The sequence below is a fragment of the Streptomyces sp. NPDC026206 genome, from assembly GCF_040638465.1.
In the GTDB taxonomy this organism is placed as follows: Bacteria; Actinomycetota; Actinomycetes; order Streptomycetales; family Streptomycetaceae; genus Streptomyces.
The window spans coordinates 139,145-151,361 of record NZ_JBEZYL010000009.1 but is presented as its reverse complement, the minus strand read 5'-3'; the positions used below and the strand labels follow the sequence as shown (position 1 = coordinate 151,361).

At 73.8% G+C, this 12,217-nt stretch carries 12 protein-coding genes; 4 read left to right on the top strand and 8 right to left on the bottom strand.

Going from position 1 to position 12,217, the window contains the following annotated elements; translation table 11 throughout:
• Positions 1-75: 75 nt before the first annotated feature.
• The 3 genes from AB0F13_RS15875 to AB0F13_RS15865 form a co-directional block, all read right to left on the bottom strand.
• A complete protein-coding gene (locus tag AB0F13_RS15875) occupies positions 76-471 on the bottom strand; it encodes a DUF3040 domain-containing protein (protein ID WP_362081342.1) in 396 nt (131 codons plus the stop codon).
• 236 nt (positions 472-707) lie between these two features.
• Positions 708-1,463, bottom strand: a complete 756-nt coding sequence (locus AB0F13_RS15870; RefSeq protein ID WP_362081339.1) for a methyltransferase domain-containing protein — start codon at positions 1,461-1,463, stop codon at positions 708-710.
• A 139-nt stretch (positions 1,464-1,602) separates the two neighbouring features.
• Positions 1,603-2,109: an SAV_6107 family HEPN domain-containing protein gene (locus tag AB0F13_RS15865; RefSeq protein WP_362081336.1), complete on the bottom strand. Its 507-nt coding sequence runs from the start codon at positions 2,107-2,109 to the stop codon at positions 1,603-1,605.
• Between the two features lie 193 nt (positions 2,110-2,302).
• Between AB0F13_RS15865 and AB0F13_RS15860 the strand changes: the two genes are divergently transcribed.
• The 4 genes from AB0F13_RS15860 to AB0F13_RS15845 all read left to right on the top strand — a co-directional run bounded on the left by AB0F13_RS15860 (position 2,303) and on the right by AB0F13_RS15845 (position 7,731).
• A complete protein-coding gene (locus AB0F13_RS15860) occupies positions 2,303-3,145 on the top strand; it encodes an ATP-binding cassette domain-containing protein (RefSeq protein WP_362081333.1) in 843 nt (280 codons plus the stop codon).
• Positions 3,117-5,243 carry a YhgE/Pip domain-containing protein gene (locus tag AB0F13_RS15855; protein ID WP_362081330.1) on the top strand — a complete coding sequence of 709 codons (2,127 nt, stop codon included), beginning with the start codon at positions 3,117-3,119 and terminating at the stop codon, positions 5,241-5,243. The genes AB0F13_RS15860 and AB0F13_RS15855 overlap by 29 nt, the downstream gene beginning before the upstream one ends.
• A 35-nt stretch (positions 5,244-5,278) precedes the next feature.
• On the top strand, positions 5,279-5,893 hold the full coding sequence (locus AB0F13_RS15850) for a TetR/AcrR family transcriptional regulator (RefSeq protein ID WP_362081327.1): 615 nt from the start codon (positions 5,279-5,281) through the stop codon (positions 5,891-5,893).
• A 323-nt stretch (positions 5,894-6,216) separates the two neighbouring features.
• Positions 6,217-7,731: an NAD(P)/FAD-dependent oxidoreductase gene (locus AB0F13_RS15845; protein ID WP_362081324.1), complete on the top strand. Its 1,515-nt coding sequence runs from the start codon at positions 6,217-6,219 to the stop codon at positions 7,729-7,731.
• 15 nt (positions 7,732-7,746) lie between these two features.
• On the opposite strand, the gene AB0F13_RS15840 is transcribed toward AB0F13_RS15845, so the two are convergent.
• The 5 genes from AB0F13_RS15840 to AB0F13_RS15820 form a co-directional block, all read right to left on the bottom strand.
• The gene (locus AB0F13_RS15840) at positions 7,747-8,715 is read right to left on the bottom strand and encodes a hypothetical protein (RefSeq protein ID WP_362081321.1); all 969 of its coding nucleotides are present in this window, start codon (positions 8,713-8,715) and stop codon (positions 7,747-7,749) included.
• 39 nt (positions 8,716-8,754) lie between these two features.
• Complete coding sequence (gene metF, locus AB0F13_RS15835) at positions 8,755-9,672, bottom strand: methylenetetrahydrofolate reductase [NAD(P)H] (RefSeq protein ID WP_362081318.1); 918 nt, start codon at positions 9,670-9,672, stop codon at positions 8,755-8,757.
• 86 nt (positions 9,673-9,758) lie between these two features.
• Positions 9,759-10,430: a thiamine phosphate synthase gene (thiE, locus tag AB0F13_RS15830; protein ID WP_362081315.1), complete on the bottom strand. Its 672-nt coding sequence runs from the start codon at positions 10,428-10,430 to the stop codon at positions 9,759-9,761.
• Positions 10,431-10,521: 91 nt separating this feature from the next.
• A complete protein-coding gene (locus AB0F13_RS15825) occupies positions 10,522-10,887 on the bottom strand; it encodes an Rv2175c family DNA-binding protein (RefSeq protein ID WP_362081312.1) in 366 nt (121 codons plus the stop codon).
• A gap of 91 nt (positions 10,888-10,978) precedes the next feature.
• Entirely contained in the window at positions 10,979-12,205 is a 1,227-nt protein-coding gene (locus AB0F13_RS15820) for an FAD-dependent oxidoreductase (protein ID WP_362081309.1), read from the bottom strand.
• Between the last annotated feature and the right edge of the window lie 12 nt (positions 12,206-12,217).

Here is a 12,217-nt window from a genome sequence, read left to right as displayed (position 1 = left end):
ACGGGCATACGCCCAGGGGGCCAGGACGAGAAGTCCTGGCCCCCTGGGGCACACAAAAAACAAGGGTCGCTGGGCTCAGTGGCCCTGTTCGTCACGGCGCCGCTGCCACCGCTGCTCGATCCGGTCCATCATGCCGCGACGACGGCCGACCGACCGCCGGGGCATTCCCGCCGGGGCGGGACCTCGCTGGGCGCCCGGCCTCGGCGCCTTGCGCCATCCCGTCACCGCGAGCACGGCGCAGCCCAGCATGACGAGAAAACCCGCAACGCTGATCCAGATCCGCTGGGCGACCATTCCGGCCATGAGGAGCGCGATGCCCACCAGAAAACCGGCGACCGCCTGGTAGACCCGTCGCCGGGTGTACGTACGCAGGCCGCTGCCCTCGAGCGCTGTCGCGAACTTGGGATCTTCGGCGTACAGCGCTCGCTCCATCTGCTCGAGCATGCGCTGCTCGTGCTCCGAGAGCGGCACGGAGTCCTCCTACTCGTCGGTCGCGGGGGGCGACCGGGTGCGACCCTTTCAGGATAGGCAGGGAATCGCCCCCGTGAAACCCGCCCCTCTGCGCCAATTCGGCCACCGGCCCCGGTGTGGCGATCGATGCCGTCGGGACGTACATTCCCTGCTCGCCGATCCGCCATGCCGGACGGTGTCCCCCGATCATACGGGGCGAACGGGCTGACCGGGTGGCCTGCGTCCGATGCGCGGAATCAGCCGCGCTCGGCGAGCACGTGCAGCTGAGTGGCCACCGAGTGGAAGGCCGGCAGCTCGGCCGCCGCGGCCTCCAGCCGGAGGAGCGCGTCGAGGGCGCCGGGCTCGGCGTCGACGAGGACACCGGGCACCAAGTCGGCGAAAATGCGCACGCCCTGCACCGCGGAGACCTCCAGGCCGGCCTCCGCGACGAGCTCCGAGAGCTGGTCGGCGGTGAACCGGCGGGTGACCGGGTCGCCGGCGCCCCAGTGCCCGGCGGGGTCGGTGAGGGCCTGGCGGGCCTCGGTGAAGTGCCCGGCGAGGGCGCGGGCGAGCACGGCGCCGCCGAGCCCGGCGGCCAGCAGGCTGAGGGTGCCGGCCGGGCGGAGCGCGGCGGCGGCGTTGCGGACACCTTCGGCCGGGTCGTCCATGTACTCCAGCACGCCGTGGCACAGCACCAGGTCGTAGCCGCCGCGCTCGACGACGTCGAACAGGCCGTGCGCGTCGCCCTGGACGCCGCGGACGAGGTCGGCGACCCCGGCCTCGGCGGCCCGGCGCTCCAGCGCGAACAGCGCGTTGGGGCTGGGGTCGACGACGGTGACCCGGTGACCGAGCCGGGCGAGCGGCACGGCGAACTTGCCCGAGCCGCCACCGGTGTCGAGAACCTCCAGGGACTCCTGGCCGGCGGCCTTGACCCTGCGGTCGAGGGCGTCCCGCAGGACCTCCCAGACCACGGCGGTACGGAGGGACGCCCGGGGGCGCAGGGGGTCTGACACGGCGGCTGGCTCCTCGGCGGCGGCGGATGACCGGCGGGCGGCTGCCGTCGGCGGCCTCCAGCCTAATGGGCACCGCCACGGCACCCCGCATCCCCGGCCGCGCACCCCGCACCCCCGGCCGCGCGGCCCGCGCGCCGGATCAGCCTGCCCGGCCGTACCCGGCCAACGGCTGCCGGGGCAGCCCCGGCTGGAGCGACGGCATCCGCTCGACCAGGCGCAGGAACGTGCCCGCGTCCCGCAGCAGGTCGTCGGCGTCCCCCGGGCTCGCGGCGGACCGTATGCCCGCCTCGGCCCGCGCCCGGCGCTCCGCGCCCGAGGCGAACAGGGCGCTCCAGCCTGCCAGTTCGGGGGCCGCCTCCGGCAGGACGTCCCAGGCGCTGCGGATGCGGCGGCGCCCACGGCCGGTCGTCCCGGGGCGGGCCCGGGCGGCGAGCACGGCGGCGGCGGTGCGCAGGGCGGCGAGGTGCGCGGTGGCGTACCGCTCGTGCGGCGCGTCGAGCGCGGCGGCCTCCGTCAGGCCCTGCCGGGCCTGGGCGAGCAGATCGAGGGCGGCGGGCGGGGCCGCGGTGCGGCGCGGCGGCGGCACCTCCCATGCCCTCGATGGTGGGGTGGAGGAAGGGTGGATGTCGCGCGCGCTGCCGGCCATGACGAACCTCCTTCGTCGGGGCGGCGGTCCGCACGGTGACGGAGCCGCCGTATGTGCCCATCGTGGGGCACACCACTGACAATCGACCTGACCTGCGCGAACGGCCTTGCGGCCGGGCGGGGTTGACGGATGGGGGGCCTGGCGCGCCATACTTTTTGAACTGACCGGTCAGTGCAAGATCGTTGGAGGTCTCGTGGACAGCACCCCGCACGGAGCCGCGATCAGGGCCGAGGGCCTCGGTGTGAAGGGGCCGCGCGGCTGGGCGTTCCGCGATGTGGACATCGCCGCCCCGCCCGGCTCGCTCGTCGCCATCGAGGGCCCTTCCGGCTCCGGCCGTACCAGTCTGCTGCTCACGCTCACCGGACGTATGCGTGCGACCGCCGGCCGGGCGGAGATCGGCGACATGCCGCTGCCCAGGAGGATGGCGGCCGTCCGGCGGGCGAGCGCGCTGGCCCACGTCCCGGGCGTCGCCGAACTCGACGCCTCCCTGACCGTCGCCGAGCACCTGCGGGAACGCGCGCTGCTGCAGCGCCGGTTCGGTGCCCGGCCGCTCGCCCTGCTGCGCCCCCGCACCGAGCGCGCCGCCGCCCGGGCCCACGCCGGCGCCGCCCTCGCGGCCGCCGGGCTCGATGCCGCCGCCCTGCCCAAGGGCGCGGCCACGGCCGTGCGGGAGCTGGGGCGGCTCGAGGCCTTGCGGCTGTCGCTGGCCCTCGCACTCATCGGCGGTCCGCGGCTGATCGCCGTGGACGACACCGGCCTCAAGCTCTCCGACGCGGAACGCGAACGGGCCTGGGCACTGTTGCGCTCGCTCGCCGGGGCCGGCACGACCGTGCTCGCCGTCTGCAGCGACGCCCCCGCCGGTGCGGTCGTCGTGCCGACCGCACCGGCGGCCGGACGGAAGGAGGCCGCACAGGAGCCCCCGCCGCACGGAACGACCCCGCCCGAAGCGGCCGCTGAAGGAACAGCCACCCGGAAACCGGCCCCCCGCGGCAGGAAGGGAGCGACGGATGCGCTCGCCGGAACTGGCCGCGCTTGAGCTCAAGCGCTTCGGCAGGGGCAGGCTGCCCCGCGCCGCCCTGGTCGCGCTTCTGCTGCTGCCGCTGCTGTACGGCGCCCTGTACCTGTGGTCCTTCTGGGACCCGTACGGGCGGCTCGACAAGGTGCCCGTGGCGCTGGTCAACGCCGACCGGGGCACCACTGTGGACGGCGAGAAGCTGACGGCGGGCGACACGATCGCCGAGGGCCTGCGCGGCAGCAAGTCCTTCGACTGGCACGAGACGAGCGCCACTGAGGCCCGCAAAGGTATCGAGAAGGGGAGGTACTACCTGTCGCTGACCATTCCGGCCGACTTCAGCGACCGGGTCGCCTCCAGCTCCGGCAGCACCCCCACGACGGGCGCGCTGCAGGTCCGTACGAACGACGCCAACAACTACATCGTCGGCCAGATCTCCCGCACCGTCTTCTCCGAGGTCCGCGCGACCGCCTCCCGCAAGACCTCGCGCTCGTTCTACGACAAGATCTTCGTCTCCTTCTCCGGCCTCCACGACAAGACTGCGAAGGCGGCGGACGGCGCCGACCGGCTGGGCGAGGGCATCGGCGAGGCGAAGAAGGGGGCCGGTGACCTCAAGGACGGCCTGACGCGGGCCGAGAAGGGCAGTGGCGACCTGGAGGCCGGCGTGGACAAGCTGCACACCGGCGCCGGAGCCCTGGACGAGAAGTCGCAGGAACTGGCCACGGGCGCGCGGAAGGTCGCGGCCGGCACCCAGCAGCTGGCCGACAAGGTGAACGGCGTGGCCGGCCGCGAAGGCGCCTTCGTCAAGGAGCACGCCCAGGAGATCGGCAGGGCCGCCCGTGTCGTCGCCGATGAGGCGAAGACCCTCCGCGAGCACCTGGGCGATCTCCCGTCCCCCGCCACCACGGCGGTGCTCGCGGAAGGCAGCCGCAAGAGCGCGGCCGCGCTCGCCAAGGCGTACGACGACCAGTGCGCGCAGCGTCCCGCCGATTACTGCCCGGCCCTGAAGAAGGCCGTCTTCGCCGCCGGGCAGTCGGCCGCCGGCGCCGCGAGGCTCGACGCACTCGTCCGCAACGACAACGGTGAACTGGACCGGCTCCCCGGCCGGCTCGAGACCCTGCGCAGCTACGCGCAGCGGCTCGCCGACGCTGCCCCGGACCTGGCCCGGGACATCGACGGAGCGCTCGGCAAGGTCAACGCCCTCAACGACGGCGCCCAAAAGGTCGCCGACGGTGCCGGCCGGCTGCACGACGGCGCCGGACAGCTGCGCAGTGGCCTGGGGACCGCCAAGGCGGGGGCCACCGGTCTCGAGGGCGGGATCGGGAAGCTGCGCGAGGGCGCCGGCACACTCCAGGGCGGCATCTTCAAGCTGTCCGACGGCTCGGCCGAGCTCGCCGGCGGGCTGCACGACGGCGTCGCCGCAATCCCCGACTACGGCAAGAAGGACCGGGACGCCCGTACCGAAGTGATGGCCGATCCGGTCAGGCTGGCCTCCCGGGCGATGCACAAGGCGCCCGACTACGGGACGGGCTTCGCCCCGTACTTCATCCCGCTGTCCCTGTGGGTGGGGGCCATGGTCGCCTACATGCTGATCCAGCCCCTCAGCCGGCGGGCCCTGGCCGCCGGCGCCCCCGCGTGGCGGATCGCCGTCGCCGGCTGGCTGCCGGTCGTCGCCGTCGGGATACTGCAGGCCGGCACGCTGCTGGCCGTACTGCACTGGGCGCTGGGCCTGCAGATGGTGCGTGCGGCGGGCACGGCCGGCTTCCTGGTCCTCGTCACCGCCTGCTTCGCCGCGATCGTGCAATGGCTGAACGCCCGCTTCGGACCGGCGGGCCGCATCCTCGTCCTGGCGCTGCTGATGCTCCAGCTGACCTCGGCGGGCGGCACCTATCCGGTGCAGACCAGCCCCGGGTTCTTCAACACCGTTCACCCGTTCCTGCCGATGAGTTACGTCGTCGAGGGGCTGCGCCACCTGATCACGGGCGGCGGGCTCGCGCCCGTGTGGCGGGCCTGCGGGGTGCTGACCGCGTTCACGGCCGGTGCGCTCGCGCTCACCGCCTGGTCTGCGCGGAGCAAACAGGTCTGGTCGGTGGACCGTCTGCACGCGGAGCTGACTCTGTGAGCGTGGGCACAGCGAGTACAGGGAGAATCACTCTCATGGACAGCAGCAGTACACGTCGCCAGAACACACGGCGGAAGCTCTTCGAGGCGGCGGTCACTCTCATCGCCGAGCAGGGATTCTCCTCCACCACAGTGGACGAGATCGCCGAGCGGGCCGGAGTGGCCAAGGGCACGGTCTACTACAACTTCGCCAGCAAGACCGTGCTCTTCGAGGAGCTGCTGCGGCACGGCATCGAGCTGCTGACGGCCTCTCTGCAGGCCGCCGCGGACGAGACGGCCGACCGCGGGGGCAGCCGCGTCGACGCCCTCGACGCGATGATCCGGGCGGGCCTTGACTTCATCACGCGCTACCCCGCGCTCACGCAGCTGTACGTGGCGGAACTGTGGCGCACCAACCGGGCCTGGCAGTCGACGCTGATGCAGGTGCGGCAGAAGGCGATCGCCGTGATCGAGTGCGTCCTGCGGGATGCGGTGACGTCCGGGGAGCTGAGCGAGGAGATCGATGTTCCGCTGACGGCGTCCGCGCTGTTCGGGATGGTGCTCGTCGCGGCGCTGGACTGGCAGTCGTTCCAGCCGGAGCGGTCGATCGACGAGGTGCACTCGGCGCTTTCACGGCTGTTGCAGGGGCGGGTGAGCGGCTCCGGCCGCTAGCCCGCGGGCGCACGGTCGCCGTTCCGGTGCGGACCGATCCCCCTCGGCCCACACCGGAACAGCGTTCCCCCGAACTCCCCGAGCCCCCCGTGGAGCCCCCGTGCCCCCCGGTCACGGCAGGGCCGCCGCACCGATCCGCCGCCCCGTGTCGGCGGTGCGGACACCGGCGTCCCTTCCGTGGGCACCACTCTCCCTCGCCGGCCGGTGCCGTCCCATCCGCGCAGCTACTCATCTCGGCTTCTGAGTACGTGTACTCAGACGTGGGTGCCCGGCACCGGGCGCCGGGAGCGGGGCTGTCAGTGGCGGCGGATAAAGTCAGGCGCATGGCACGGATTGCGGTGATCGGCGCCGGGATGGGCGCGATGGCAGCCGCTGCACGGCTGGCCGTCGCGGGCCACCGGGTGGCGGTGTACGAGCGCGCACAGACGTACGGCGGTGGCGTCGGCCGGCTCGCGCGGGACGGCTTCGTCTTCGACACGGGGCCGGGGCTCCTGCATCTGCCCGCCGTCTACCGCGACCTGTTCGTCAAGACCGGCAAGGAGTCGCTGGAGCAGAGCCTGGGGCTCTCCCAGATCGACCCGGCGAGCCGGCACCTCTTCACGGACGGCACGGACTTCTGCCTGCCCAACGCCTCACGGGCCGGGGTCGTGGCCGCCCTGGACGGCGCGCTCGGCGCGGGTGCGGGCGAGCGGTGGAGCGAGCTGGTCAACCGGGCGCGCGAGGTGTGGGACGCCACGCGGCGCCCGCTGCTGGAGGAGCCGCTGCGCGCCGAGCGCGCCGAGGCCCTGGGGCGCGACCCCTACCCGGCGGTGCGCAGGCGCGGGCTGTTCCGGCGCGGGGCCCCGGTGACGCTGGCGTCCGTCGCCGAGCGGGAGTTGAAGGACGCATCTCTGGTGTCCCTGCTGGAGAGCCACGCCCTGGCCTACGGGCTCGACCCGCGCAGCGCCCCCGGCAGCGCCACGGTGCTGCCGTACATGGAGCAGACCTTCGGCAGTTGGTACGTGAGCGGCGGCATGCGGGGGCTGGCGGACGCGCTGTACGAGCGGTGCCTGGCACGGCGGGTGGAGTTCTTCTTCGGTGCCGAGGTGGCCGGCCTCGTGGAGAAGGAAGGCCGCGCGGCCGGGCTGCGGCTGGCCGACGGGAGCGTGGCCGAGGCGGACACGGTGGTGGCGGGGATCCCGCCCGGGCTCCTGGAGGCGATCGCGCCGGGCGCGGACGGACCTTCCCGGGCACCTGTGGCGCCTGTGCCGCCCGGCAGGTTCAGTGTGTTCCTGGCGCTCGGCGGGGCCCGGCCCGAGGGCACGGTGCACCGCACGGTCGTTCACGGCGGCGACCGCGGCGCGGAGTTGGATGCGGTCTTCGGCCCGGGTCCGTCCGGCGCCGGGCCGTACCGGCCGACGGTGACGGTGCTGCGACCGGACGACCCCGGGACGCGCCCGGACGGCGCTCACGAGGCCGTGACGCTCACCGCCACGGTCGCGCCGCAGGGGCGGGTCGACTGGCGCGAGGAGCGGACGGCCGGCGAGTTCGCGGACCGGCTGGTCCGGGCCGCCGAGGCGGCCGTACCGCGGCTGCGGGAGCGGCTGCTGTGGCGGGAGGTGCGCACCCCGGCCGACGCGGAGGCGGCCACCGGTGCCGAGGGAGGCGGGGTGCCCGCGCCCGTACTGGCCGGCGGCCGGGGCGCGTTCCTACGTCCCGGCAACGCCACCCGGCTGCCCGGGCTCTACCGCGTGGGCGGTTTCGCCCATCCCGGCGGGGGGCTGGCCCACGCCGGGATGTCGGGCGCCCTGGTGGCCGGCCTGATCGTCGACGGGGCCGACTGGCGCGGCTCGCAGTAAGGGCGCCGGCGTACGTCAGTAGCGGTAACCCTGCTCGTCGTAGCTGTAGCCGGGCAGTTGCTGCGGCGGGTAGGGCGGCTGCTGTCCGGGCTGGGCCTCGGGCTGTGCGTCCGGCATGGCCGGGAGCTCGTCGTCCCGCTGCTGCGGCACCCAGACGCCGCCGGGCGGGGTGTCGATGTCGTACTGCGGGGGCGCGTACGCCTCGGCGGGGTAGGTCCCCGCGCCGTACTGCTGCTGCGGGTAGGGCTGCTGCTGGCCGTAGCCGTCGTACTGCTCGTAGGACGGGGGCCGGTTGCCGATGTAGGGGTCGGAGTAGGAGGCGTACTGCTGCCCCTGGCCGTAGTCGAACTGGCCGGCGTAGCCGCCCTGGGCGGGCGCTCCGGCGGTCTGCGTGCTCTGCCCGCCGCCGTACGTCTCGTACGGGCCCGTGGCGTAGCCGGAGGTGTCGTAGCCCGCGGCCGGGGGGTGTTCGGCGGTGGGCTGCTGGGGCACGTTGGGCACGAGGTCCGGGATACCGCTGTCCGCGGCGGGGACGGCCGGGACCGCGTCGGGACCGGAGGCCGGGAGCGTGGTGTCGGGGACCGGGGGCGGCGGCGGGGACGCGGGGCGCTCGGCCTTGCGGCGGCGCCCGGCACCGGCCTTTCCGCTGCTCCGGCCCGCGGCGGCACCGGCCTTTCCGCTGCTCCGGCCCGCGGCGCGGCTCCTGGGGGCCACTGCCTCGGTCTCGTCGGTGCGGCGGAGGGCCCAGCCCCGGGAGAAGCCTCGGCGGAAGGAGAGCGTCACGAAGCTCTGGCCCACCGCGAAGGCGACAGCACCCACCACGATGACGGCCACGGAGGGGATGACCACGCCCGCGACCACGCCGAGGAAGCCGACGAAGGCGAGAAGCCGCCAGCGCAGCCGCGCCTTGTACTGCAGCAGCACCTCGCCGAGCAGCCAGAGCGCGACGACCCCGAACGCGATGTAGAGGACCGTCCAGCCCATTAGCGCCCCTCTCGTCCGGCCGCCGTCGCCGGCCGGCCGTCAGGACCGCTGGTGCAGTCCCAGATTCTCGTAGATCTCCAACGTGGCCGTGGAGTGGTTCAGGGTAATGAAGTGCAACCCGGGAATCTCCTCGGCCATCAACCGGGCACACAGCTCCGTCGCGTACTCGATCCCGATTGAGCGTACAGCCGCCGCGTCATCCTTCACCGCGAGGATCCTCTCCGCCAGGTCCGGGGGGAACGCCGCGTTGCTGAGCTGTGCGAATCGTTCAATTTGTCGCACGTTGGTGACCGGCATGATTTCCGGAATGATCGGAGTGTCACAACCTGCCGCCGCAACCCGGTCACGCAGCCGGAGGTAATCCTCGGGGTAAAAGAACATCTGGGTGATCGCGAAGTCCGCGCCCGCCCGGCATTTGTCGACGAAGTGCCCGATATCCGTCTCCCAGTCCGTGGAGCGGGGGTGCATCTCGGGGAAGGCGGCCACGCCCACGCAGAAATCACCCGACTCCTTGATGAGCCGGACCAGGTCGGCCGCGTAGCGCACGCCCTCGGGGTGCCGCACCCACTCGGCCAAGGGGTCGCCGGGCGGGTCGCCGCGCAGCGCGAGCATGTTGCGGATGCCGACGTCGGCGTACTGGCCGATGATGTTGCGCAGTTCGGCAACGGAGTGGTTGACCGCGGTCAGGTGGGCGACGGGGGTCAGGGTGGTGTCGGTCGCGATCCGCTCGGTCGCCCGCACGGTGCCCTCACGGGAGGACCCGCCGGCGCCGTAGGTCACCGAGACGAAGGTGGGACCGACGGCTTCGATGCGCCGGATGGCGTTCCACAGCGTCCGTTCACCCTTCTCCGTCCTGGGGGCGGCGAACTCGAACGAATACGAGCGCTCGCCGGAGGCAAGCAGGTCACGCACGGTGTGAGCGTGGTCCGTCCTGGTGGAGGCAGTGCCAAGGGCCATACCGGCAAGTTAACCAGCGGGCTCGGGCACCCCCAAGCCGGATCGGCGATATGCCCTTTTCGCCCGGCTGCTGTCCAGCGCCTGTCTCACGCCTCGGACGGCGACGGTCCCACGTGGGCGCGGATCCGCGCGGCGAGCCGTGCCGTGGCCTCGCCCGGGTCGTCCGCCTCGGTGATGGCCCGTACCACCACGACGCGTCGCGCGCCCGCGTCCAGGACCTCGTCCAGATTGCCCTCGTCGATCCCGCCGATCGCGAACCACGGCCGTTCGGGCCGCAGGGACGCGGCGTAGCGCACCAGGGACAGCCCGGGGGCGTGGCGGCCGGGTTTGGTCGGGGTCGGCCAGCAGGGGCCGGTGCAGAAATAGTCCACGCCGGGCTCGGCGACGGCGGCGGCCACCTCGGCCTCCGCGTGCGTGGAGCGGCCGATCAGCACCTCTTCGCCGAGGATCGCCCGGGCGGCCGGCACCGGCAGGTCGCCCTGGCCCAGGTGCAGCACGCCGGAACCGGCGGCGTGCGCGACGTCCGCGCGGTCGTTGACCGCCAGGAGCCTGCCGTGGCGGCGGGCGGCGTCGGCGAAGACAGCGAGGTGCTCCAGCTCCTCCCCCGCCTCCATGCCCTTGTCGCGCAGCTGGATGATGTCGACGCCGGAGGCGAGGACCGCGTCCAGGAACTGCGGCAGGTCGCCCTGGCGCCTGCGCGCGTCGGTGCACAGGTACAGCCGGGCGTCGGCGAGGTGCTCGCGCGCGGTGGCAGGCATCGGGTCTCTCCCCCGGGTCGGCGGCGTACGGGCCGGGGGCGCCCCTTCGGCGCCCCCGGCCCGTACGCCGGACGGTTTCAGTGGATCTCGGTCAGACGGCGAGCGCCTGGGCGCGGCGCTTCACCTCCGTGCCGCGATTCTCGCGCAGCGCCTGCGCGGGGGTGCCGGGGAGGGTGGGGTCGGGGGTGAAGAGCCACTCCAGCATTTCCTCGTCGCTGAAGCCGTCGTCCCGCAGCAGCGTCAAGGTCCCGGCCAGGCCCTTGACGACCTTGCCGTCGCCGATGAAGTCGGCGGGCACCATGAGCACTCGGTTCTCGCCACGGCGCACCGCGATCAGCTGGCCTTCCTTGATCAGCTGCCGGACGCGCGTCACCTCGATACCGAGATTCTCTGCGATATCGGGGAGGTTGAGCCAGGCGGGGACGAGAGCATCGATCTTTGCGTCAATCTCGGTCACGGGACAAGCCTGCCATCCGCGACTGACAGCCGGTAGCCGGGTTGACCCGAGCCGGGCCCGGAACCCCCGCGGACGTCACTCCACCGGGCGCTCAGAGCACGGCGGACTTCAACGGAACGGAGGCGTCGGCAGCCGTGGCGCGGTCCAGGGCGGCGCCCTTCTCGATGAGCTTGCGCCCCTGGGCCAGGTCGCGCGGGCGCCCCACCGCCAGCAGGGCCACCAGGACGCCCGCGCGCAGCCAGCACACCGCCCAGGCCGCCGTGGAGGGGTCGCCGCGCCACAGGAGCTCGTCGGCGGCCGCGTGGTGGCCCGCGTACTGCACGAAGCGCCCGAACTGCTCGGACCAGAAGTAGGGCACCGGGTCGTACACCGGGCCGCCCGCACCGTGGACGATGTTCTCGGCGACGGTCCGCGGCCCCTGCAGGGCGTTGTCCCAGTGGTGCACCAGCAGCCGCTCCCCGTAGCGGGCCGAGGGGAAGGAGGCGCAGTCGCCGACCGCGTAGACGTCCGGCAGGCAGGTGCGCAGCCGGTCGTCGGCGGCGACGGACCCGTCCGCCGCGAGCTCGATGCCCGAGCCGGCCAGCCAGCCCGTCGCGGGCCGCGCCCCGATGCCGACGACCACCGCGTCCGCGGGCAGGCGCGTGCCGTCGGCCAGGACGACCGCGCCCTCCTCCACCGCGGCCACGCGCGCGCCGGTGAGCAGCCGCGCTCCGCTCTCGGCGTACCAGTCGGCCATGTGGGCGGCGACCTCGTCGGGCATGGCGCCCGCCAGCGGCCGGTCCGCGGCCTCGACGACGGTCACCCGGCAGCCGGCCTCGCGCGCGGCCGTCGCGAACTCCGCGCCGATCCAGCCGGCCCCGACGGCGACGACGTCGCGCTGCCGGGTCAGGACCGGGCGCAGTCGTTCGGCGTCGTCCACGGTGCGCAGCACATGGACGCCCGGCACGTCCTCGCTGCCGGGCAGGGCAATGGGTTCGGCGCCGGTGGCGATGACCAGGACGTCGTAGGGCACGGGGCCGCTCCGGGTCTCCAGCACGTGGTCGGCGGCCCGCAGCCCGGTGGCCTCCAGGCCGAGCCGCAGGTCGATGCCGAGCGAGTCGAAGTCGACCTCGAAGGCGGAGCCCTCCGCCCGGCCGAGCAGGACGGCCTTGGACAGGGGCGGCCGGTCGTAGGGCTGGTGGGGCTCGGCGCCCAGCAGGGTGATCGCGCCGTCCCAGCCCTGCTCCCGCAGGGCGACCGCGGTCTGCACCCCGGCCACGCCCGCGCCGACGATGACGACGACGCGCCGGTCACTGAAGGTGTTCGTCTGCTCGCTCACCCGGTCAACTCT

Bases quoted from the DNA above. Each gene is read 5' to 3' on its own strand.
- thiE (WP_362081315.1), bottom strand. From the start codon at position 10,430: ATGCCTGCCACCGCGCGCGAGCACCTCGCCGACGCCCGGCTGTACCTG.
- AB0F13_RS15855 (WP_362081330.1), top strand. From the start codon at position 3,117: ATGCGCTCGCCGGAACTGGCCGCGCTTGAGCTCAAGCGCTTCGGCAGG.
- AB0F13_RS15845 (WP_362081324.1), top strand. From the start codon at position 6,217: ATGGCACGGATTGCGGTGATCGGCGCCGGGATGGGCGCGATGGCAGCC.
- AB0F13_RS15850 (WP_362081327.1), top strand. From the start codon at position 5,279: ATGGACAGCAGCAGTACACGTCGCCAGAACACACGGCGGAAGCTCTTC.
- metF (WP_362081318.1), bottom strand. From the start codon at position 9,672: ATGGCCCTTGGCACTGCCTCCACCAGGACGGACCACGCTCACACCGTG.
- AB0F13_RS15865 (WP_362081336.1), bottom strand. From the start codon at position 2,109: ATGGCCGGCAGCGCGCGCGACATCCACCCTTCCTCCACCCCACCATCG.
- AB0F13_RS15840 (WP_362081321.1), bottom strand. From the start codon at position 8,715: ATGGGCTGGACGGTCCTCTACATCGCGTTCGGGGTCGTCGCGCTCTGG.